At 63.8% G+C, this 22267-nt stretch carries 21 protein-coding genes; 4 read left to right on the top strand and 17 right to left on the bottom strand.

What is annotated here, in order from left to right:
- Positions 1–4: 4 nt before the first annotated feature.
- Positions 5–694 (bottom strand): GntR family transcriptional regulator, encoded by a 690-nt coding sequence (locus tag RFM98_RS05220; protein ID WP_320307833.1) that lies wholly within the window; start codon positions 692–694, stop codon positions 5–7.
- 94 nt (positions 695–788) lie between these two features.
- Entirely contained in the window at positions 789–1580 is a 792-nt protein-coding gene (locus RFM98_RS05215; RefSeq protein ID WP_320307832.1) for a HalD/BesD family halogenase, read from the bottom strand.
- A 101-nt stretch (positions 1581–1681) separates the two neighbouring features.
- On the opposite strand from RFM98_RS05215, the gene RFM98_RS05210 reads away from it, so the two are divergent.
- Positions 1682–2599, top strand: a complete 918-nt coding sequence (locus RFM98_RS05210) for a LysR substrate-binding domain-containing protein (protein WP_320307831.1) — start codon at positions 1682–1684, stop codon at positions 2597–2599.
- A 72-nt stretch (positions 2600–2671) separates the two neighbouring features.
- On the opposite strand, the gene RFM98_RS05205 is transcribed toward RFM98_RS05210, so the two are convergent.
- Genes RFM98_RS05205 through RFM98_RS05195 form a run of 3 tightly spaced genes read right to left on the bottom strand, consistent with a single transcriptional unit; the run spans position 2672 to position 7265 of the window.
- Positions 2672–3820 carry an efflux RND transporter periplasmic adaptor subunit gene (locus tag RFM98_RS05205; RefSeq protein ID WP_320307830.1) on the bottom strand — a complete coding sequence of 383 codons (1149 nt, stop codon included), beginning with the start codon at positions 3818–3820 and terminating at the stop codon, positions 2672–2674.
- 14 nt (positions 3821–3834) lie between these two features.
- Positions 3835–7032: an efflux RND transporter permease subunit gene (locus RFM98_RS05200; RefSeq protein ID WP_320307829.1), complete on the bottom strand. Its 3198-nt coding sequence runs from the start codon at positions 7030–7032 to the stop codon at positions 3835–3837.
- Entirely contained in the window at positions 7026–7265 is a 240-nt protein-coding gene (locus RFM98_RS05195; protein WP_320307828.1) for a hypothetical protein, read from the bottom strand. Before RFM98_RS05195 ends, RFM98_RS05200 begins: the two co-directional genes overlap by 7 nt.
- Before the next feature lie 248 nt (positions 7266–7513).
- Here RFM98_RS05195 and RFM98_RS05190 point away from each other — a divergent pair, with 248 nt between their 5' ends.
- Together RFM98_RS05190 and RFM98_RS05185 are read left to right on the top strand one after the other, a co-directional pair.
- Positions 7514–8095 carry a TetR/AcrR family transcriptional regulator gene (locus tag RFM98_RS05190; RefSeq protein WP_320307827.1) on the top strand — a complete coding sequence of 194 codons (582 nt, stop codon included), beginning with the start codon at positions 7514–7516 and terminating at the stop codon, positions 8093–8095.
- Positions 8096–8149: 54 nt separating this feature from the next.
- Positions 8150–8938 carry a class I SAM-dependent methyltransferase gene (locus tag RFM98_RS05185; RefSeq protein ID WP_320307826.1) on the top strand — a complete coding sequence of 263 codons (789 nt, stop codon included), beginning with the start codon at positions 8150–8152 and terminating at the stop codon, positions 8936–8938.
- A 354-nt stretch (positions 8939–9292) separates the two neighbouring features.
- Here RFM98_RS05185 and RFM98_RS05180 read toward each other — a convergent pair whose 3' ends face one another.
- The 12 genes from RFM98_RS05180 to RFM98_RS05125 all read right to left on the bottom strand — a co-directional run bounded on the left by RFM98_RS05180 (position 9293) and on the right by RFM98_RS05125 (position 21123).
- The gene (locus tag RFM98_RS05180) at positions 9293–10315 is read right to left on the bottom strand and encodes a LacI family DNA-binding transcriptional regulator (RefSeq protein WP_320307825.1); all 1023 of its coding nucleotides are present in this window, start codon (positions 10313–10315) and stop codon (positions 9293–9295) included.
- Between the two features lie 59 nt (positions 10316–10374).
- Complete coding sequence (locus RFM98_RS05175; RefSeq protein WP_320307824.1) at positions 10375–11169, bottom strand: ATP-binding cassette domain-containing protein; 795 nt, start codon at positions 11167–11169, stop codon at positions 10375–10377.
- Between the two features lie 4 nt (positions 11170–11173).
- Positions 11174–12160 carry an ABC transporter permease gene (locus tag RFM98_RS05170; RefSeq protein WP_320307823.1) on the bottom strand — a complete coding sequence of 329 codons (987 nt, stop codon included), beginning with the start codon at positions 12158–12160 and terminating at the stop codon, positions 11174–11176.
- Positions 12161–12260: 100 nt separating this feature from the next.
- A complete protein-coding gene (locus RFM98_RS05165; protein ID WP_320307822.1) occupies positions 12261–13193 on the bottom strand; it encodes a sugar ABC transporter substrate-binding protein in 933 nt (310 codons plus the stop codon).
- Between the two features lie 268 nt (positions 13194–13461).
- The gene (locus tag RFM98_RS05160) at positions 13462–14619 is read right to left on the bottom strand and encodes a fumarylacetoacetate hydrolase family protein (RefSeq protein ID WP_320307821.1); all 1158 of its coding nucleotides are present in this window, start codon (positions 14617–14619) and stop codon (positions 13462–13464) included.
- A 137-nt stretch (positions 14620–14756) separates the two neighbouring features.
- A complete protein-coding gene (locus tag RFM98_RS05155; protein ID WP_320307820.1) occupies positions 14757–15626 on the bottom strand; it encodes an aldose 1-epimerase in 870 nt (289 codons plus the stop codon).
- A 16-nt stretch (positions 15627–15642) separates the two neighbouring features.
- Positions 15643–16398, bottom strand: coding sequence for an SDR family oxidoreductase (locus RFM98_RS05150; protein WP_320308139.1), 756 nt, complete (start codon positions 16396–16398; stop codon positions 15643–15645).
- 7 nt (positions 16399–16405) lie between these two features.
- Positions 16406–17137: an ATP-binding cassette domain-containing protein gene (locus RFM98_RS05145; protein ID WP_320307819.1), complete on the bottom strand. Its 732-nt coding sequence runs from the start codon at positions 17135–17137 to the stop codon at positions 16406–16408.
- A 4-nt stretch (positions 17138–17141) separates the two neighbouring features.
- On the bottom strand, positions 17142–18119 hold the full coding sequence (locus tag RFM98_RS05140; RefSeq protein WP_320307818.1) for an ABC transporter permease: 978 nt from the start codon (positions 18117–18119) through the stop codon (positions 17142–17144).
- Positions 18120–18198: 79 nt separating this feature from the next.
- Positions 18199–19176 carry a sugar ABC transporter substrate-binding protein gene (locus RFM98_RS05135; protein ID WP_320307817.1) on the bottom strand — a complete coding sequence of 326 codons (978 nt, stop codon included), beginning with the start codon at positions 19174–19176 and terminating at the stop codon, positions 18199–18201.
- A gap of 23 nt (positions 19177–19199) precedes the next feature.
- Complete coding sequence (locus tag RFM98_RS05130; protein ID WP_320307816.1) at positions 19200–20402, bottom strand: mandelate racemase/muconate lactonizing enzyme family protein; 1203 nt, start codon at positions 20400–20402, stop codon at positions 19200–19202.
- Position 20403: 1 nt separating this feature from the next.
- Positions 20404–21123, bottom strand: a complete 720-nt coding sequence (locus RFM98_RS05125) for a FadR/GntR family transcriptional regulator (RefSeq protein ID WP_320307815.1) — start codon at positions 21121–21123, stop codon at positions 20404–20406.
- 106 nt (positions 21124–21229) lie between these two features.
- Here RFM98_RS05125 and RFM98_RS05120 point away from each other — a divergent pair, with 106 nt between their 5' ends.
- A complete protein-coding gene (locus RFM98_RS05120) occupies positions 21230–22129 on the top strand; it encodes an SMP-30/gluconolactonase/LRE family protein (RefSeq protein ID WP_320307814.1) in 900 nt (299 codons plus the stop codon).
- Positions 22130–22267 lie beyond the last annotated feature (138 nt).

The following is a 22267-nucleotide window of genomic DNA, read 5'->3' as shown; positions in this document are numbered from 1 at the left end:
CGTTTCAGTTCTTCGATGCGCGCTTTTCGAGGCCGCGCGCATAGGAAAGCAGCTCCTCGAAATCGAGATCGATATGCTCGCGCGCATGGCGCTGGGCGGCGTGCATGTCCGAGCCCTTGAGAAGCGTCACATAGGTCTCGTGCACATCCTCGGCCGGAACCGGCTCGTTGCGCGCGCGCTGGTGCAGGGCGAAATACATCTGCAGCCGGCTCGTCAGCCGCTGCCAGGTTTCGAGCAGCACCGAATTGTCGGCCCACTCATAGATCAGCCCATGCAGTTGCAGCGCGGTTTCAATCTGGCGCGTGGTGTCCAGTGCCCGCGTCGCCTGCTTCACCGCTTCATGGCGGCGGTCGAGCTCGTCGAAGAAGCGCTGGTCGCGCTGCGGCCAGGTCTGCTCGATGGCGAATTCGTCCAGCACCTGGTTCAGGGAGTATGCGTCGACGATATCCTTGGCGGTGACGTCGATGACGAAGGTTCCGGCATAAGGGATGCTGGTCAGGATGCCTTCCTGCACCAGCTCGCGCATCGCCTCGCGCAACGGCGCGCGGCTCACCCGCATCTGCTCGGAAATCCTGAGCTCGTTGAGCTTCTGCCCAGGCTCCAGCTGTCCGGTCAGGATGGCGCGCCTGAGCAGGGCGACGATCTCCGCCCTGCGCGTCGTATCCGCGATCGGACTGAAATCCAGTTTTGCCATAGTCGACCCTCAACAGGAATTTCTGCAAGACAAGCAGATTGTCGACAATCTAACAAGAGCCGATTTTTACGACCTCCGGATTTTAATTGCAGTTTCAGGCCGCCCGGCCGTAGAAGCCGATCCGCTCCTCGTCGGTGAACATCACGCCCGGCCGCTCATAGTAGGAGAACACCGCGATCATGCGCTCGCGATTGCCTTCGACGGTGGTGACGCGGTGCGCGGTGTTCTTGCCGCGGAAGACATTCAGCGTGCCGGCCTTGATGCGCAGGATCTTGGCCTCCGGGTCGCGCCCCTCGAGCAACTGCGCCACGCCGTCATAGTTCGGGTCGCTGTCCGAGCGCAGGTCGGTGCGGTACTCGAAATCGCCGCCGATCTCCGGGGCCTGCAAAAGCAGCGTCGTGGTGAATTCCGAGCGATCGAAATGCCAGTTCAGCGCTTCGCCGGCGCGGTAGCCCATGACGTTGGCACGGGCCAGCGGATCCTGCATGACATGCAATTGCGGCTTGTCCATCGTTGCCGCCAGGAATCGCACCAGCGGTTCGTATTCGTAGATCGACAAAACCGTGCTGCCCGGGATCTGGTCGGCGCAGACCGTATGGCTGATCGTCTCGACCTTGCGCAGCGCCGGATGGTCCGGTGCGAGTTCCGGGATCGAGGGCTTGAAGTAGATGTTGTGCATGCGCCTGTGGACATGCGAGCGCGTGTCCATCACCGGCCGGATTTCGGCGACGGCCTTCTCGGCGACGCCGGGGCGCAGGAAGCCTTCCAGGTTGAACATGCCGTTGGCCGCGAGCGCCGCCTTGGACTTGTCCACCAGCCGCTGCCATTCGGCACTGCCTTCGCGGTTCAGCGGATAGCGGTCCAGGTCGAGAATGGTTTCGATCATTTGCATCCTCCAAAATCCGAAATCACTACACCGCAAGGAAAACTTTGCCGCAACGCGGAAAATTGTTAGGCTCTCGCAAGAAAATCTTTCGAGGATGGCGCGTGGAAAAGCTTCCGCCTTTGAACGCGATGCGGGCCTTCGAGGTCGCGGCCCGCGCCGGCTCCTTCACGCTCGCCGCGGGCGAGCTTGGTGTCTCCTCGGCCGCGGTCAGCCAGCAGATCCGCAACCTGGAAGACTGGTTCGGCAAGCAGCTCTTCGTGCGCAACGGCAACCGCATCGCGCTGACCGACGCGGGCCACGCCATCTATCCGCAGACGGCGCATGCGCTGGGCGAGATCGCGGCGGTCGGCCGGCGCATGCTGGAAGGCGGCTTGCGCACGCGCCTCGTGGTGAGCGTGCCGTTTTCGCTGGCAGAGCTCTGGCTGGCGCCAAGGCTTGCGGTGCTGCTCGACGGTTTTCCGCAAATGGCGATCGATGTCCGGGTCGAGGACGATCCCGTCGATGTGGTGCGCCAGAACATTGACCTGCGCATCAGCTACGGCGATTACCACTATCCGGCGCTGAAAATGGTCAGGCTCGTCCATGACGAGGTGTTGCCGGTCGCAGCCCCTGAGTTTTGGCAACGCTACGGCCAAGGAGCTGCCGGCTTGGCCGATATGCATGAGAGCCATTTCATTCACACCAACTGGGGTCCCAACTACGCCTCGCATCCGAGCTGGGCGGATTGGTTCGCCGCCGCCAGCGGCAACCGCGCGCCCGACCCGTCGCATGGCCGCCGCGTCGGCCTGTCCAGCCTGGCGATCGGCGCCGCGCGGCTGGGGCTGGGGATAGCTTTGGGGCAGAAGGTGATGGCGAACGCCGATCTGGAGGCGGGCCGATTGATCGCGCTGTCTTCCGTCTCCGTCCGCTTGGGCCAGTCCTATTGCGCCTTCATGCTGCCGGCCAAGGCCGAGAGGGCGGATATTGCCGGATTGGTCGCGCTGCTTGCAGGCAATGCGGCGAAGCCGGGAGCCGTCTGAGACCTCATAACAAAACGGCACCCTCGACGTGGGAGTCGAGGGCGCCGTCGGACCGGAAACTGATGGGGGTTATCAGCTGGCCGGTTTCGGTTGCGGCAAGGGAGAAACCGGCATTCCGGGTCCGATCTTCTGCAGATTGCCCGTGATCACCTGGTCGGTCTCGGAGATGCCGGAGGTCACGGAAATCAGGTCGCCGTCGGTCGGCCCAAGCGACACCAGCTTCTGATCGACGGTGTTGCCCTTGCCGATGACATAGAGGTACTTGCCGAGCTGGCTGGAACCCAGCGCCACCTGCGGCACCATCAGCGTGTTGGGCTGCTCCTTCACATGCAGCCGCACCCGCACATATTGCCCGGGCAGCAGCGTGAACTTGGCGTTGCCGATCGTGGCGCGCGCCGTGATCGTGCCGGTCGAGTGGTCGATCGTGTTGTCGATGAAGGTCAGCTCACCCTTCTGGCTGGGCTGCGTCTCGCCGGGCAGGAGCACGTCGACGGCGATCGGGCCATTGGCCTTCGCCTGCTCGATCTGCACGAGGTCCGTCTCGCTCGGATTGAAGGTCACATAGATCGGGTCGAGCTGCACCAGCGTGTTGAGCACCGTGCCGGCGACGCTGACCAGCGCGCCGACCGAGGCCTGGTTACGGCCGATGCGGCCCGGGAACGGCGCCTTGATCTCGGCATAGCCGAGATTGAGCTCGGCCGTCCGTACCGCCGCCTGGTCGACGGCAAGGGCGGCCTGGGCCGTGCGCAGATTGCTGGTGCGCTGGTCGAAGCTGTCCTTGTCGAGATAGCCGGCCTTGGCGAGGTCGGTGCCGCGGCCGAGATTGGACTTTGCATAGTCGAGCGTCGCGGCATCGCGCTGCACCTGCGCCTTCGCCTGGTCGAGCGCGGCCTGATAATCCTCCGGCGCGATGCGGTAGAGCAGGTCGCCCTGCTTGACGTCGCTGCCGTCGGCCGCGGTCTGCTCCTGCAGATAGCCCGGCACGCGCGCCTGCAGCGTGATGCTGCGGATCGACTCCACCCGCGCGGCATAGTCGAGATAGATCGGCAGCGTCTTCTTCACGACATTCACCACCGGCACCGGCATGACGAAGGCCGCCGGGGCGGGCGCCGCGCCCGCCGTGCCGCCGCCGAGATACCCCGGATTCAGCAGGTGAACGCTTGCCACCGACACTGCGCCCACCGCGACGGCGGCGCCTAAAGCGATTTTCCATCTACGCATTTTGGTCTCCAATCCTATTCGGCCGCCTGGGCGAGCGGCTGAAGCGCCGGCTCGGCGGTCGATTCAATTTCCTTTGACTCAGGGGCGTCGTGGTGTCCCTCGGCTGGTTGCTTTTCGCCGCGTTCGCGCAGCTGTTCGATCACCGCGTAGAAGACGGGCACGAAGACCAGCGACAGGATGGTCGCCGCCACCATGCCGCCGAAGACCGTGGTGCCGATCGACTGCCGGCTGGCGGCGCCCGCGCCGGTCGCGAACATCAGCGGCAGCACGCCGAGGATGAAGGCGAAGGCGGTCATCAGGATCGGCCGCAGCCTCAGCCGCGCGGCCTCCATCGAGGCCTCGACGATGGTGAGACCCTCCTCGCGCCGGCGTCTGGCGAACTCGACGATCAGGATCGCGTTCTTGGCCGCGAGGCCGATCAGCATGACGAAGCCGATCTGCGAGTAGACGTCGATCTGCATGCCGCGCAGCAGGAGCACCACGAAGGCGCCGAACAGAGCGAGCGGCACGGCGAGCAGCACCATGAACGGCATCGCCCAGCTTTCATACTGCGCCGCCAGGATCAGGAAGACGAAGACGATCGCCAGCCCGAAGACGACAGAGGCGATCGATCCGGCCTTGAGCTCCTGGAAGGTGATGCCGGTCCATTCATAGCCGAAGTCGCGCGGCAGCACGTTCGCTGCCGCCCGCTCCATGGCCGCCACCGCCTGTCCGGACGAGAAGCCGGGGGCTGCGCCGCCATTGATCAGGGCCGAGGCATTGTTGTTGTAATGCGGCACGGTCTCCGGTCCGACGATCGGCACCAGCTTGCCCAGCGTGCTCAGCGGCACCATGCCGCCAGACGCGTTGCGCACATAGAGCCTGGAGATGTCGGTCGCGTCGGCGCGCGCGTCCTTGTCGGCCTGGATGGTCACACGGAAGGTGCGTCCGAACAGGTTGAAGTCGTTGACGTAGAGCGAGCCGAGATAGATCTGCAGCGTGTTGAAGACGTCCGGCAGGTTGAGGCCGAGAAGCTTCGCCTTGCTGCGGTCGAGGTCGTAGTTGAACTGCGGCGTCGAGGTCGAGAAGGACGAGAACAGCTGCTGCGGATTGAGCTCGGGCTGCTTGCGCGCCTCCGCGATCAGCGCCTGCGTGACATCGTTCAGCGCAGCGCTGCCGCGTCCCGACAGATCCTCCACCTGGAACTCGAAACCGCCGGTGGTGCCGAGGCCCGGGATCGACGGTGGATCGAAGGACAGCGCGAAGGCTTCCGGAATCTGCAGGAGCTTGTTGCGCGCATCGGCGACAAGCTTCGAGGCGCTCTGGTCCGGTCCGCGCTCGTCCCACGGCTTCAGGATGGCGAACTCCACCGCCGAGTTCGACTGCGCGGCGCTGGTGAGGAAGTTCAGGCCGCTGATCGAGCCGACGATGTCGACGCCGGGGGTGTTCTGCAGGATGTCGCGCGCCTTCTGCGCCACCGCGTCGGTGCGTTCGAGCGAAGCGCCGTCCGGCAGCTGGATGACGACGAAGAAATAGCCCTGGTCCTCCACGGGGAGGAAGGTCGAGGGCAATTTCTGCCAGACGAAATAGGTGGCGACGAGACCGGCCGCGAACAGGCCGAGCATGATCCAGCGCAGCTTGATCAGGATGCGCACGCCATGCGCATAGGCATGCGACAGCCAGTCGAAGCCGGCGTTGAACCAGCGGAACAGCACGAATTGGGTTTCGCCGCGATGGCGCAGGAACGCGGCGCTCAGCGCCGGCGACAGCGTCAGCGAGTTGAAGGCAGAGATGCCGACCGAGATCGCGACGGTGAGCGCGAACTGATTGTAGAGCCGGCCTGAGACGCCCGGGATGAAGGCGACGGGGACGAACACCGCCATCAGCACCGCCGTGGTGGCGATGATCGGCCCGGTGACTTCGGCCATGGCCGCGCGTGTCGCGGCAAGCGGCTTCAAGCCCGCTTCCAGCTGTCGCTCGACATTCTCCACCACCACGATCGCGTCGTCGACGACAAGGCCGATCGCCAGCACCATGCCGAGCAGGGAGAGCATGTTGAGCGAGAAGCCCAGCATATACATGATCGCCAGCGTCGCGATCAGCGACACGGGGATGGCGATGGTCGGGATGATGGTGGTGCGCCAGCTCTGCAGGAAGATGAACACCACCGCCACAACCAGCACCAGCGCTTCGCCGAGCGTGATCAGCACGTCATGCATCGAGGCCGACACAAAGCGCGTCGTGTCGTAATGCATGGCGTAGTGGACGCCCTTCGGGAAGCGCTGCGACAGCTCCTGCATCTTGTCCTTGACCCGCTGCTGCAGGTCGAGGGCGTTGGAGCCGGGCATCTGGTAGACGGCGAGCACCACGGTTGGGTCCTTGCCGAAGAAGGCGGATGACGAATATTGCAGCGCGCCGAGCTCGATGCGGGCGACATCGCGCAGCCGCACGAGCGAGCCGTTCTGCGAATTGGCGCGCACGACGATGTCGCCGAATTCCTTCGGGTCGCTCAGGCGGCCGACGGCATTGACCTGCATTTCGAAGGCGGTGCCGGCAGGCGCCGGCGACTGGCCGATCTTGCCGGCGGCCACCTGCACGTTCTGCTCGGCGATGGCGTTCTGGACGTCGACGGCGGTGATGCCGAGATTGGCGAGCTTATCTGGGTCGAGCCAGACGCGCATCGAATAGCGGCGCTCGCCGAAGATCTGCACGTCGCCGACACCGGCCAACCGCTTCAGCGGATCGACGACCTGCAGATAGGCAAGGTTGCTCAGCGCCACCGGATCGACGGAACCGTCCGGCGAGGTGAGGTCGACGATCAGCACGAAATTGGGGTTCTGCTTCTTGATCGTCACGCCGCCCTGGTTGACGATTGCCGGCAGCGAGGACGCCGCCTGGCTGACGCGATTCTGCACGTCGACGGCCGCCGTGCTCAGCGGATAGCCGACATCGAAGGTGATGGTGATGGTGGACGAGCCGTCGTTCGAGCTGGTCGACGACATGTAGGTCATGCCCTGCACGCCGTTGATCTGCTGCTCGAGCGGCGTGGTGACCGTATCGGCCACGACCTGCGCGCTGGCGCCGGGATAGTGGGCGCTGACCACGACCTGCGGCGGCGTGATGTCGGGGAACTGCGAGACCGGCAGCAGGAAATAGGCGATCGCGCCGGCAAGCACCATGATGATGGCGATCGCCGACGCAAAAATCGGGCGGTGGACGAAGAAGTTTACCATGATGCGCTCACCTCGCCGAGTGGCTTTGCGAAATGGCGCAGGCGCCGGGTCCGGCCGGAACCGGAATCCTGCAGGAAGGAAGGCAGGACGTCATCGTCCGGCGCCTGTTCCGCCGCGCGCTGGCGCAGCAGCCGTTCGAAGGCTTTGGGGTCGATTCCGTCCGCCTTCATCACCAGCCGGATCATCGGATCCCGGATGGCTTCGTCGATCGTCAGGTCTTTGCGCTTTTGCATAGGAGCGGCTCCTTGCTCGGTCCGCATCGATTGATCACGGACCGCTTTTCTCTCTTTTCACCGGCCGAAGCCGCATGACAGGCTGTTTTTTCGTCCTATCTCACTCTGGCAGGCTATCGGAGGGCCTTGTCGTTTGACGGGGAGTGATATAGGTGTTACCAGTAAGTAACATCTAAAAGTTACAGACCGGTAACACCCTAGTCAAGAGGTGGCGACGGTTTTTTTGGAAACGACGAAAGGAGATCATCATGAGTGACGGCGTCGCGGAGCGTTCCCGCCCCCGGGATCGGATCCTGGAGACGGCGCAGGACATGTTCCACAAGCACGGCATCAAGGGCGTTGGCGTCGACGCCATCACCGAGGCTGCCGGCACCAACAAGATGACGCTTTACCGCCATTTCGAGTCCAAGGACGAGCTGGTCGTTGAATGCCTGCGCGCCACGGCGGCGAAGGCTTCAAGAATATGGGACGAGTTCGAGGCCCAGCATCCCGGCGACAAGCTCGCCCAGCTGCACGCCTGGGTTCAAAAGGCTTCGCAATTGCTCAGCGCCGACAGCCGTGGCTGCGACATGGCCAATGCCGCGGTCGAGCTCACCGAGACCGACCACCCGGCCAGGCGCGTCATCAAGGAACTGAAGGAAGCCCAGCGCGAGAAGCTGGTAGCGCTTTGCCGCGATGCCGGCATCGGCCAGGCGGAACTGCTTGCCGACACGCTGTCGCTGCTGCTCGAAGGCGCCCGCGTCTCGATGCAGAGCGTCGGCGCCGAAGGCCCAAGCGCGCAATTCGTGCGCATGGCCGAAAGCCTGATCGCCTCGTTCCGCGCGCGCTGATCTCTTCGCCTCGTCCTGATTCTGTTATGCTGTCCCGGAAACGGGCGCTAGACGATGGGTCAGGCAAGTTTTCCGGAGATGTACGAGCGCTGGCTCGTGGGGCCTCTCTTCCGCCCCTGGGCCGAAGCGACCTTCGAAGAGCTGAAGCTCTCTCCAGGCCACCGCGTGTTGGACATCGCCTGCGGCACGGGAATAGTCGCGCGCGTTGCCAGGGAACGGCTCGGTGCCGCCGGCTATGTTGTCGGCATCGACATCAACGTGGATATGCTTGCGGTCGCGCGCACCGTGGCGCCAGACATCGATTGGCGCGTAGGTAACGCCGGTGCGCTGCCGCTCCGCGACAGAGAGCAGTTCGACGTGGTCGTCTGTCAGCAGGGGCTGCAGTTCTTTCCTGACAAGCCCGCCGCGGCTGCGCAGATGCGGCGAGCTTTGGCGCAGGGTGGCCGGTTGGCAGTTGCCACGTGGCGCCCCGATGAGGAAATCCCCTTCTTTCGCGATCTCCGCCGCGTCGCCGAGCGACTCCTGGGCCCGATCGTGGACCTGCGCCACAGCTTTGGCAATGCGGCGCTGATCGAGGCGCTGCTCCGGGACGCCGGCTTCCACGACGTTCGATCAAGGACGATATCGCGCAGGATACGCTTTGAGGACGGGGCGCCGCTCCTTCGATTGAACACGATGGCGTTGGTCGGCATGAGTGCTGCCGGCAAGGCAATGGCCGATCAGGAACGCAAGCGCGTCGTGGAGGATATAGTGGGCGGGAGTGCGCCCGTGCTGCAGTCCTACGCCGATGGATCGGGAGTCGCTTTCGAACTCAGCTCCAATCTGGTGACAGCGAAAGGCTAGAGCAATTCCAGGAAAAGTGTGAGCGGTTTTCCGTCCGGAATTGCGTTAATCAAAGAGATAGCTCGTACCTGCTCAGCATCAGATGGGCTGGCTTCTCCCGCCTTATTGCGCGCAAAGAAAAAGCCCGCTGCCGGGAGGAGGTGGCAGCGGGCTTGATTTCGAATACGGCACGGGAGGAGGTGTACCGTACTCAGCGTCAGCATCACATCTGGGAGGAGGAGATGGCCGACACCCGGATAAATACGGGGTGCCTAACGATTCGGCAATTGCGAAACGTGCATAGCTGCTGTGCAGAATTGCGGGATCAATCGTCAGACAAATCCGAAAAGCCACCCGCCGGCACCCGTCGCCGGCCTACTGCACCGGCACGTTTTCCTTGAAGATCAGCCGCGGCTCGATGAATTTCTTCGTCAAATAGGGCGCCGAGGAGGCGATCGAGCCGAGCAGGCGGATCACCGACTGCTCGGCGATCAGCCGCGCATTCTGGTCGATGACGACGTCGGCGAGATCGTCGACGAGATAGCGCCGTGTCTCCTTGGTCAGGTCGTGGCAGATGAAGACCGGCTTCCTGCGCGGCTTGGCTTCCAGCAACGCCTTGGCGACGCCGGAGCGTCCGGCGCCGACACAGTAGATGCCGAGCAGATCCGGTTCGTCGTGCAGCGCCTTGATGGTGGCGCGGTAGCTGGCGTCCGGCTCGTCATTGATCTCGACGGCGCTGGACACGGTGAGGTTGGGGAACTCCTCGCTCAGCACCGAGCGAAAGCCCATCTCGCGCTCCTCATGGCCGCGATAGGAGCGCGAGCCGACCATCATCGCCAGATGCCCGGTGCGGCCGCCGAGGAAGCGGCCCATCAGCAGCGCCGCTGTGCGGCCGGCCACGCGGTTGTCGATGCCGACATAGGCCGAGCGCGGTGCTGCCGGCACGTCCGAGACCAGCGTGACCAGCCTGATTCCCGCCTCGACCAGCTCGCGCAGGATGTTGCGCGTGCGCGGGTGGTCCACGGCGATGACGCCGACGCCATTGGCCTTGAGCGACAGATTCTCCACCGCGCCCTGCAGCGCGCCGGGCGAGATGCCGGCAAGGTTGTGGATGCGGCAGGACGCGACCAGGGGCAGGCGCGCCGCATAATCCTCGATGTGGTGGGCAAGATCGGCCATGAAGGCGTTGGAGCCGATCGGCAGGAAGAATTCGAGATGCGCCGGCTTCGACGGCAGCACGACCTGGTCGAGCGTCGGCAGATAGCCGAGCTGCTTGGCCGCTTCCATCACCCGCTGCCGGTTGGCCGCGCTTGCGCCCGGACGGTTGTTGAGCACCCTGTCGACGGTCGCGGTCGACAGGCCGCAGCTCCTGGCGATGTCGGCTACGGTGGCTTTCATGGGTCCAGTCATAGGATGGGATGCGAGCCCCTGTCACGCCAAGTCAAAGTCAGCCGAAATCAACCATGCGAGTCCCGGCCGTCTGAAATCGCATCGCGGATTTCCTTGTCCGACATGCCGGTGATGACGCGCTCGACCTCGGCCACCGTCGTCTTCTTCGGATCGATGTCGTCGGCCACCACCTTGCCCCGGCGCATCACCACGATGCGGTCGACCACCTGGAAGACGTGGTGGATGTTATGCGCGATGAAAATGCAGGAATGGCCTGAATCGCGGGCGCTGCGCACGAAGCTCAAGACACCTTGCGTCTCGGCGACGCCGAGATTGTTGGTCGGCTCGTCGAGGATGATGAGGTCGCTGTCGAAATGCATGGCGCGCGCGATCGCCACCGCCTGCCGCTCGCCGCCCGACAGCGAGCCGATCGGCGTCGTCGGCGGGATGTTCTTGGTGATGCCGACTTGCCGCAGAAGGTCGCGCGCCACCGCGTTCATCGCCTCCTGGTCCATTCGGTTGAGGAAGCGCGGCGGCTTGATCGGCTCGCGCCCGAGGAACAGGTTGCGCGCGATCGACAGCTGCGTGACGAGCGCCGAGTCCTGGTAGATCGTCTCGATGCCATGCGCGATGGCATCGCTGGTCGAGCGGAGCGTGACCTTCTTGCCGCGAATGAAGATGTCGCCGCTGGTCAGCGGCACGGCGCCCGACAGCACCTTGATCAATGTCGACTTGCCGGCGCCGTTGTCGCCGAGCAGGCCGACGATCTCCTTTTCGTTGACGTGGAAATTGGCATCCACCAGCGCCTGCACGCGCCCGTAGGACTTGCGGATGTTTGCCATGCGGATCAGAGGCTCGGCCATCGTCTTAAGTCCCTGCCTGGTGCCGGCGTTCGAGCCATGAATGCAGCGCCATCATGCCGAGGATGATCGCGCCGATGAAGATGTTGTAGGCGAGCCCCGGCACCCCGATCAGCACGATGCCGTTGCGCATGACGCGCAGGATCAGGATGCCGAGCACCGTGCCGATGATGGTGCCGCGTCCGCCGGTCAGCGCCGTGCCGCCGATCACCACCATGGCGATGACCTCGAGCTCATAGCCTGTGCCGCTGTTGGGATTGGCCGCGGAGGTGCGCAGCGACGAGATCACGCCGGCGAGCGAGGCCATCACCGCCGACAGGACGAACAGGCCGACCTTGACGCGGTTGACGTTGACGCCACGCGCACGCGCCGCGCTGGGATTGCCGCCGGCGGCCTGGATCCAGTTGCCGGTTCGGCTCTGCGTCAGCACATAGCCCAGCACAATCGCTGCGCCAGTGAACCAGAACAGCGAGGCATAGATGCGGAACGGACCGACATAGAAGTCGCCGACCAGGATGTTCGCCAGCCAGCTGCCTTCGGCGCTCCAGGTCCGTTGCGGGAAGCCGTCGGTGATGAACAATGCCGTGCCGCGCACGACCAGCAGCATGCCGAGCGTCACCAGGAAGGACGGGATCTTGAGCTGGGTCACGAACCAGCCATTCACCAGCCCGATCAGCGCGGCGACGACCAGCGCGATCAGCAGCCCCACTTCCAGCGAGGTGACGCCGCTGTTGTAGAGCGTCCACATCAGCACCGGCGAGAAGCCGAACAGCGAGCCGACGGAAAGATCGAATTCACCTGATGTCATCAGCAGCGTCATCGCCAGCGCGATCAGGCCGAGCTCGACGGTGAAGGCCAGGATGTTGGAGATGTTCTGCGGCGACAGGAAGTCGGGATTGATGCCCCAGAAGACGGCGAGCTCGACGATGAGCAGAACCAGCGGACCGAATTCGGGCCGCGCGATCAGGCGTTGGACGAAGGAACGGTTTTCCATTGAACCCGCGACGTGAGGGCCGGCCTGCCTGCGAAGGCGGGCGCGGCGGGACAGGAAAAGGCGGTCGCGGCGTTGCCGTCGCGACCGCTCGGATCAGGGGTTATTTGCCGGACAGGATCTTGTCGTAGACGCCGGCCGTGTCCTTCTCATAGAGCGCGCCGGTGATGACGTTGAAGCCCGGAGGGATGCCGCTCGCGGCCATGTTGGCCAGCGACAGCGCCACATAGCTGGTCGCCTGCGGGTCCTGCCACTGCGCGGCGTTGACATAGCCGTTCAGCACTTCCTGCGTGGTGTCGAGCGAGTTGCCCCAGCCGACGACCGGGATCTCGCCCGGCTTGACGCCGACCTGGTCGAACACGCGCTTGATCGATCCGGTGACGAGGTCGCCGAGGCCGATGATGGCCTTCACCTTGCCCTTGTGAGCGGTGAGGTAGTCGACCATGCGGTTGATCACCTCGGCCTGGTCGAGCGTGGCTTCGGTCACTTCGTAAGTGATGCCGGCCGGCCCGAACACGCTCTTGATGCCTTCCTCTTCCTGCACGCCATAGGTGGCGCCGGGGATCTCGACCGGCATCCAGACGAAGTCGCCCTGCTTCACCAGGCCCTTGTCGACCAGGTATTGCGCCCAGTGCTTGCCGAAGGTGACGTTGTCGCCGCCGACATAGGCGTTGAAGTTGGCTTTCGGGTCGGGCGTGTTGAAGTTGATGATCGGGATGTTGGCCGCGCGCGCTTCCTTGGCGAGCTCGATCAGGCTGCCCGGATCGGGGCTGGTGGTGACGATGCCGTCGGCCTTGGCCGAGATGGCGGCGCGGATCGCCTCCTGCTGCGAGGCAACGTCGCCATTGTGGAAGGACGTGTTGACCTTGTTGCCGGTGTCGCTTGCCCATTGCTTGGCGCCGGCCAGAAAGTAGGTCCAGACCGGATCAGCCGGTCCGCCATGCGAAATCCAGTAGAACGTCTTGGCCTCAGCCATCGCCGGAATGGCGATGAGCGCGATCAAGCCAAGCACGAGCAGTCTTAGCCGCGAAAGCATTCGATTTCCTCCCATGTTGAAACTCTCCTCCATCAAGCGCGATGCGGCCCTCGGACCACATCTCCTGCCAGCGCCGAACGGGACGCCCAGAGCATTCCCTTTTTCGGGCGGTGGCAAGCCTCCGTCGCCAATGGATGTTGGGTGAGGCGCGCACGCCATCAGCAATCCCATCAGATTGCATCAGTTCAGGCGCTATTTTCTCGGGCAGGCGGTGCCGTTAGCGCTCGCTCTCTGCGACGGGCTTGGTCAACGCCGCGTCGGTTGCGCGCTAGAGAAGATTGGCCTTTGCCAGGTCGCGCATGAGGTGGCTGGCGCCGTAGGTCCAGTGCGGACAGTCCGGCGACAGGCGCACGCGGTTGGTGAGCGCGCCGAGCTTTTCCGACGAGATGGTGACGATATCGCCGACCTTGTGGGTGAAGCCCTTGCCCTTCTCGCCGCGATCCTTCGACGGCACGAACATCGTGCCGAGATAGAGCGCCAGCCCGTCGGGATATTGGTGATGCGGTCCCATCGCCGCCTTGACCAGCTCTTCCGGCGAACGGCTGATTTCGGCCATCGAACTAGCGCCTTCCAGCGAGAACCCGTCCTCGCCCTCGACGCTGAGCCGCACCGTGGCGCGCTTCACGTCGGCGATGGAAAAGGTCTCGTCGAACAGCCGGATGAAAGGCCCGAGCGCTGCCGAAGCATTATTGTCCTTGGCCTTGCCGAGCAGCAGCGCCGAGCGTCCCTCGACATCGCGCAGATTGACGTCGTTGCCGAGCGTCGCGCCGACGATGCGGCCCGAGCTGTCGGCGATCATGGCGATCTCCGGCTCGGGATTGTTCCAGGTGGAGACGGGGTGCAGCCCGACATCGGCGCCGAAGCCGACCGAGGCCATCGGCTGGCATTTGGTGAAGATCTCCGCGTCCGGGCCGATGCCCACTTCCAGATATTGCGACCAGGCGCCGCGCGAAATCAGCTTGGCCTTGATCTCTATCGCTTCCGGCGAGCCGGGTTTGAGCTTGGAGAGGTCATGACCGATCAGTCCGGCGATGTCTGAGCGGATGGCCTCGGCTTTCTCCGCCGAGCCGCGCGCCTGCTCCTCGATGACGCGCTCGAGCAGGCTGACAACGAAGGTGACGCCGGAAGCCTTCACCGCCTGCAGGTCGACCGGTGAGAGCAGGATCGGCTTCCTGGCGTCCCGTTCGGCCGCGAAACTGTTCGCCGCGATGTCGGCGAGCGCGCCGATCGCCTTGCCCTTTGCCGAACGCAGATAATCGGCCGGATCCTTCAACTCGCAAAGGTCCCGCACCGTGGGCGCCGCGCTCGAGGTGATGTCGATCACCTGGCCGTCGCGCACCGTGACCAGCAGCGGATGGGAGACAGCCGGCAATCGAGCGCGGCCGAGAAAAGCGCCGTCGGCGGGGAGGTTCGTTATGTTCGTCATCGTTCTCTCATTAGGCAAGTCTGTTCAGATCGTGAAATTCCGACGGTCTCTTCTTCAAGTCAATTCGCGCCGAAGGAAATACGACGCTGACAATTTACGGGGCGAAACGCTCATTCCACGCTGTGGTCTTGCCGGCATCAAAACTCGTGGCAATCCATTCGCATTTGCGAGGTCATCGATTCCCCCGGCTCGAGTGTCCTCAGGCCGCCGGTGTGATGAGCATCCACGCTATGCGAGACAGGTTCGAAACAAAAGAAATCAGCGTCTCGCGCCGGCGAATAGAGAATGAAGACGTTCAGCGCCGGCGATGCCTCGATCGAGATGGCTACGGCATCATCGGGCTGGACGATCGAGGCGCGTCCATCCCAGCCCTCGAACGCATTGTTTATCCAGGCATCGGGAAGCGGCGCATGTTTCGAGAAACCCCAGCCGGGGTGGGCGGTGAGGGGCACAATCCTGGTCGGCAAGTGGTTTTCATCTTCAAGCCAGACGCTGTTGGCCGATGCCTGGAGCAATGTGCGCGCGGTGCGCGGAAACCAGGGATGGAAGCCAAGCCCATATGGCAGTCGAATGTCGGCCCGGTTCTCTACGGTCAGAATAGTACTCAACGCGCCGTCCTCCAGTGTGTAGAGCACGCTCGCACAGTAGCGATAAGGCCCGATCGCCCCATCCCTCAGAACTAATTCCGCCTCGGTCCCGGTCCGCCGAGCCAGACGCCAGGGCTTCTGAAAAGCGTCGCCATGAAGCGGAAACGGCTCGCCTTCGACGTTGGGTTCTATCGCATGGAAACGCTTGTCGAACTCGAAGCCCCCGCCGGAGATCCGGTTCGACCACGGCGCCAGCAACTGGGAGCCGAATTTCAGCAGTCCTTCCGACGGTTTTATCAGGGGCGTGAACACGCCATCGGAGCGAAGCGCGTCGTAGCGCAGGATCGCTGCGCCCCGGTGAGGGCTGACAACCACCTTGGCGCGCTCGTCGGCAAGTTCGATCGCATCGACGTTCATCATCGACTAAATGACACGACTACCAGCCACCATCGATGTGGACGTTCTGACCGCTGATCATGTCCGCGGCAGGCGAAACAAGAAACAGCACGAGATCGGCGACGTGATGTGGCTCAATGCGGCGCTTCAGGCTCTGATTGCCCATGATCCAGTCACTGTACTCCTTGAGCCGCTCCCCGAAGACGCGTTCCTCCGCTTCGGAAACGACGGCGCCCGGAGACACTGCATTTACGGTGATACCATGCGGCCCCAGTTCCCGCGCCAGCGACTTCGTCAGACCCAGCATGGCGCCCTTCGACGCGACATAGGGCACATAGCCGTCCCAGCGGCCGTTCAGCGTTATCGAGCAGAAGTTGACGATCTTGCCATATGCCTTCGCCTTCATGCCTGGCGAGCAGGCCCTGGCCAGCGCGAAGGCGGCCGAGGAATTGACGCGGATCTGGTCCTCGTACTCGGACAGCGAGAACGCCTCGAACGGCCGGTTGATGATCAGCGCGGCGTTGTTGATCAGGATGTCGATGCCGCCTTCCCTTTGCGCCAGCGCTGCGACATCGGCCTCTGCCTCGGCAAGCCGGTTGAGATCGCAGCCGACGAAGGCGATGTCGCCGCCGGCCTCGCCGGCCAGCGCCTCGACGATCTTCGGCCCATCCGCGATCTCGGGGCGATCGAGCACCAGCACGCGCGCACCGGCGCGGGCCAGCGTCACTGCCTGGGCCCGGCCGAGCGAGCCCAGTCCGCCCGTCAGCAGCACGACACGATCGGCAAGCATCGTCATCACCGCCTCACAAGACGCCGTGGACTTCATCGATCGAGGTGTCCTCGATGCGATTGTCCAGCACCACCTCGCCACGCGCCATCGCCACCACGCGGTCGCAGCATTCGAAGACGTGATGCATGTTGTGGCTGATGAAGACGCCGGTGACGCCCTGCTCCTTGAGGCCGCGCACGAAGCCGATCACTTTTTTCGTCTCCTTGACCGAGAGATGGTTGGTCGGCTCGTCGAGGATCATCACCTTCGACTTGAAATGCATGGCGCGGGCAATCGCTACGCCCTGGCGCTGGCCACCGGAGAGCTCGCCGACAAGCGCTTCGGGCGAGCGCAGATGCAGGTCGACATTGGCGATGGCGCGGATGCTTTCTTCAGCCATCTTCTTCTGGTCGAGGATGCCGACGCCGAGGACCGAGAGGCGGGTCGGCTCACGGCCGATGAACAAGTTCCTGGCGATCGACATGGTTGGAACCATGGAATTGTATTGGTAGATGGTCTCGATGCCGAGATCCATCGCGTCGCGCGGGGTGGCGATCGAGACCGGCTTGCCCTCGACCTTGATCTCGCCCTGGTCGGCGCGGTGGACACCGGACAGGATGTTGATCAGGGTAGACTTGCCGGCGCCGTTGTCGCCGACGAGGCCGAGCGCCTCGCCGCGCTTGAAGTCGAGGGTCACGCCCTTCAGCGCATGGACGCCGGAATACCATTTGTGGAGGTTGCGTACGGAGATGATCGCATCGGTCATCGTCTTAGCGCTCCATCTTGATCGCCTTGGCGCGCTTGCGCATCCAGGCGTTGGCGACGACGGCGAAGATGGTCAGGAAGCCGATGGCGAACTTGAACCAGTTGGCGTCGACATGGCTGAGCACAAGACCGTTGTCGATGACGCGGATCAGCGTCGTGCCGATTATGCCGCCCATGACCGTGCCGATGCCGCCGGCGAGCGAGGCGCCGCCGATGACGGCCGACGCCACTGCCTGCAGTTCCATGCCCTCGCCGATCGACGGCAGCGGCGAGCCCAGCCGCAGCACCTGCAGCATGCCGGCAAAGCCGGACAGGATCGAGCAGAGCATGAAGCAGATGATCTTGACCCTGGCGGTCGGGATACCCATCGAGGCGGCGGCCGGCAGGAAGCCGCCGGTGGCCTTGATCCAGTTGCCGAAATTGGTGCGCGACAGCATCAGCGATGTGAGCACGGCTATGCCGGCAAACCACAGGAACGACATGCGGAACATGTTGCCGGGGCCGACGAAGGAGGTGAACAGCCAGTTGGGCAGGTCCGCCGGCAGCAATGGCGGGAAGCCACCCGAGACGACGACGGTGAGCGAGCGCGCCATGAACAGCATGCCGAGCGTGGTGATGAAGCTGGGGATCGCGAAGCGGATCGTGATGTAGCCGTTGATGAAGCCGATCGCCGCGCAGACCAGCAGCCCGACGAGCAGCGCCAGCGGGAACGGCCAGCCATGCACCATCAGCACCGCCATCGTCATAGGCATCAGCGCGAAGACCGAGCCGACCGAGAGGTCGAACTCGCCGCTGATCATCAGGATGGTGACGCCGATGGCGACGAGGCCGGCCTCCGGCAGGATGCCGAGGATGCCGCGCAGATTGTCGGCGTTGAGGAACACGCCATGCGAGCGGACCTGGAACACCACTATGAGCAACACCAGCAGGATCAGCCCGGCCAGTTCCGGTTTTTCGAGATAGGTCTTGAACAGGCGCTTCAACGAAAGGCTCCGGCGGTTGATTTTCAAGACGGATCGGCGGCGCCACGCACCGCCGATCGAAGAGCTGTCGGCAGGAGACTTAGCGCATGCCTTGCGCGGACAGCGCCATGATGCTGTCGGCCTCCTTCGGCCGCACGATGCCCTGGCCGGTGTCGATGTCGGAAGGAGCCAAGCCGATCTTCTTGTTGAGATAGGCCTCCATCACCGGCATGAAGCCCTGCATGTAGGGCTGCTGGTCGACGAGCGCCTGAACATAGCCCTTCTGCATCTGCTGCAGCACCTCGGGCACCAGGTCGAAGCCGCCGAGCAGGACCTTGCCCGGCGCCACGCCGCGATCGGCCAGCACGCGCGCCACGCCGGCGCACCAGAAGCCGGTATCGAAATAGGCCGTGGTGTCGGGATGCGCGTTGAGATGGGCGCCGACGCGGTCGGAGGTGATGGCGAGGTCGGTGCCGCTGTCGATGCGCTCCCACGACACGTCGCGGTCCTTATGAGCGGCCTTGTATTCCTCGAGGAACTGCATGACGCCTGCGCCACGGCTTTCCGACCAGTTCTGGCCGGGAGCGGAGATGCCGACCAGTACCTTGATCGGGCCATCCTTCGGGAAGCTCTCAGAAATGGCCTTGGCCAGCGAGTAGCCGGCCGGCTTGAAGCCCTGGCCGACGAAAGCCTGGCGGGCATTGCCCTTGGCGCCTTCGGTGTCGTCGACATTGACCGCGATCACCAGCACACCGGCGTCGCGCGCCTCCTTGATGACATCGTCGAAGGCATGGTCGTCGACGATGGAGGTTAGAAGCGCGTCGGGTTTGGCGGCAAGTGCGGCGCGCATGTTGGCAACCTGCTGCTCGACCGAACCCTCGGTCTGGGTGAAGACCATGTTGCAGTTCGCCTCGACCTTGGTACAGGCATCGTCAAAGCCCTTCTTCACCGCCTGCCAGAATGTGTTCGAGGCCGAGGAATGGTGGGTGAAGACGATGTTGAGGCCGTCGGCGCGGGCGGCGGATTGCCCGCCAAGCAGGGCTGCGCCAAGCAGAAGCATTGCAGTCAGTTTTCTCATGTCTGTTCCTCCCGTTGATTCTCTCAGATGTCCGCCTTGTCGCTGACGCGGCGGTGGACGGTGTAGGCCTTGCCAAGATCGGGGTTGAGCGCCAGCCCGAGTCCAGGTCCAGGCGGCACGGTGATCATGCCGTTCTTCACTTCCGGCAGCGCGGTTACCAGGTCGCGGTACCAGGTACGGTAGAAGGCGCGTACGCTTTCCTGGACGAGCGCGTTGGGCGCGTTGAGCGACAGATGGGTGGACGCGGCAAGAACGACTGGACCGGTGCAGTCATGTGGGGCGACCGGCAGCCGCCAGGCCTCGGCCATCGAGGCGATCTTGCGCGCCTCCGACAGGCCGCCGCACCAGGAGATATCGAGCATGACGATGCCGGCCGCCCCGGTTTCCAAAAGGTCGCGGAAGGCCCAGCGGCTGCCAAGCGTCTCCGATGCCGAGATTGGCGCGGGGCTGACCGCGGCGTAGCGCTTCAAATCGCCGAGGCTGTCCATGCGGATTGGATCCTCGTGCCAGTAGGTGGCGAAGGGCCTCAGCGCTTCGGCGATCTTGATCGCCGGCAGGAGCTGCCACATCGAATGGAACTCGACCATGACATCCATCTTGTCGCCGACGGCTTTGCGAATCTTTTCAAAAGGCTCGAGCGCAGCCTTCAGGTCGGCTGGCGAAATGTCGTTGCCGCGCGTCTTTTCCGCTGCATGGTCGAACGGCCAGATCTTCATGGCCGTGATGCCGTCCTCCAACAGTTCCTCGGCTAGTTCACCGGCGCGGGTGAGGAAGCCATTCAAGTCGTCATAGTCCCGCCGTGCGCCGATGCCGTAATTGGCCGTCGTCTGGCCTTTGGCGTCCTTGATGTATTCGGTGCCGGCGCAGGTGTTGTAGGTGCGGATCGACTGGCGGCTGAAGCCGCCGAGCAGCTGTGCGACCGGCTGACCGGTAGTCTTGCCGAAAATGTCCCATAGCGCGATGTCGAAGGCGGAGTTGCCGCGCACCTCAGCGCCGCTGGAGCGGAAGCCGAGATAGCCGACCAGATCGGCGGCCAGGAGATCGATCTGCAGCGGATCGCGGCCGATAACGCGTGGCGCGACATATTCGTGCAGGTATTCCTCGACGGTACGCGACAGGAAGAAAGTCTCACCGAGCCCGGTGATGCCTTCATCTGTGCGGACCTCGACCCAAAGCAGGTTGGGCCGTTCCTCGATACGGATGGTTTCGATTGCAGTGATCTTCATGTCAGGCAATTCCAGCGTCGAGAAGCGCTTTGACGCTCTTGTCGAAATGTTGCGCCATATGCTCGGCGGCGAGCCGCGGATCGCCCTTGAGGATCGCTTCGGCTATGTCCTCGTGCCCCTTGATCATCTTGAGCTGGTCTTCGTCGGACGAACGGGTTCGCCAGCCGATCACCCAGGTACGCCGCGTGACCCCGCTGAAGGCGGTGACGATCAGCGAGAAGACCGGGTTGTGCGAGGCCGCCGCGATCGCCTCGTGGAAAGCGATGTCATGCTCCATGACGGTTTCAGGGTTCTTGAAGCTTTCGCGCATCAGTCTTGCCGAGCTGGCGATCGCGGCGGCTTCCGCATCGGTGCGCCGCAATGCCGCGAGCGCCACGGTGCGCATCTCGATCGTGCGCCTGACGTCATAGACCTGATGGACACTGATCTGCTGGGTGGTGATGCCATGCTCGATGACCATCGACATGGCGCCGGTGTCCAGCTTGGCGACCGTGGCGCGGCGCCCGGCGCTCATGTCGATCAGACGCATGGCTGAAAGCGAGCGGAAGGCTTCGCGCACCACGGTGCGGGAGACGTTGAGCTGGCGCGTCATAGCGGCTTCGCTGGGCAGCGCATCTCCCGGCGCCAGACCCTCGTGGCGGATATGCTGAGTAATCGCCTGGATCGCCGCGCTCACCAGGCCGGGGCTCGGCTCACCCGCTGTGTCCGTCCGATTCTGCATCTCGCTCTCGCAAAACCTGTATGACAAGTTCGTATGTAATTGCTCATATTTCAGCAGGAAGATATATGTCAAGATGATTTGTGGATAGCTTGACTGGAGGAACCTCATGAGCAACACGCAAGCTGACCTGGCCTTCGACGCGCGCGACGTTGTCGGGGAGAGCATGGTCTGGGACGACCGCCGCGGCAGGCTGGTCTGGGTCGACATCATCGGCCGCCGGATCCATAGGCTCGACCCGCTGACCGGAAACCATGAAAGCTGGCCAACGCCGGACCTGGTCACCTCGGTCGGTCTGCGCAAGGACGGCGGCGCGATCGTCGGCTTGCGAAAGGAGGTCGCCTTGTGGGATTTCGAAGGACCATTCCGAACGATCGCGACGATCGAGCCGGATCGGCCAGGGACGCGGCTCAACGAAGGCGCCGTGGCTCCGGACGGTTCGTTCTGGGCCGGCACAATGACCAACAATATTGGACCGGACGACGCGCCGATCGCCATTGCGCGGGATGAGGGCCGGCTCTATCGGATCGGTCCGGACGGCGAAGTGACGAGCCTGAGCGAAGACCGGTTCGGCATCACCAACACGATGGTGTGGACAGCTGATGGCCGCTTCATCACTGCCGATACGACGAAGAACGCGCTTTACAGCTATGCCTGGGACAAGATTTCGTCGCGGCTTCGCGAACCGCTGCCCTTCTTCGTCGATTTCGGGCGCGGCCTGCCGGACGGTTCCTGCCCGGACGCCGAGGGCCATGTCTGGAACTGCCGTGTGGTGGGAGGAAGCTGCCTTGTCCGCATCGCACCCGACGGCAGGCTTGACCGCATTGCGGAGCTGCCCTGCAGCTGGCCAACGAGCTGTGCCTTCGGTGGCGAGAATTTTGACGTTCTGTTTGTAACTTCAGCCCGATTTACCATGAGTGCGGATCATCTTCAGGCGAATCCGCAAGAGGGCGGCCTGTTTGCTATTCGTCCGGGTGTTCGGGGCGCCCCAGCCAATAGGTTTGGATAGTCCAACCCCCGTCGCGGCCGAAGACGACCGGCTGCGTCAGCAATGCGGCACCTTTCTACAAATCCCGGCCATGGGTCTACCCGCTTTGGGGTGCGGAAAGGCAAGTTCGTGGACCGCCGAGGTAAACCATTGGGCCAA

This window comes from Mesorhizobium australafricanum (genome assembly GCF_033977265.1).
In the GTDB taxonomy this organism is placed as follows: Bacteria; Pseudomonadota; Alphaproteobacteria; order Rhizobiales; family Rhizobiaceae; genus Mesorhizobium; species Mesorhizobium australafricanum.
Note: the sequence above shows the minus strand (reverse complement) of the source record. Positions and strands in the feature narration are given on the sequence as shown.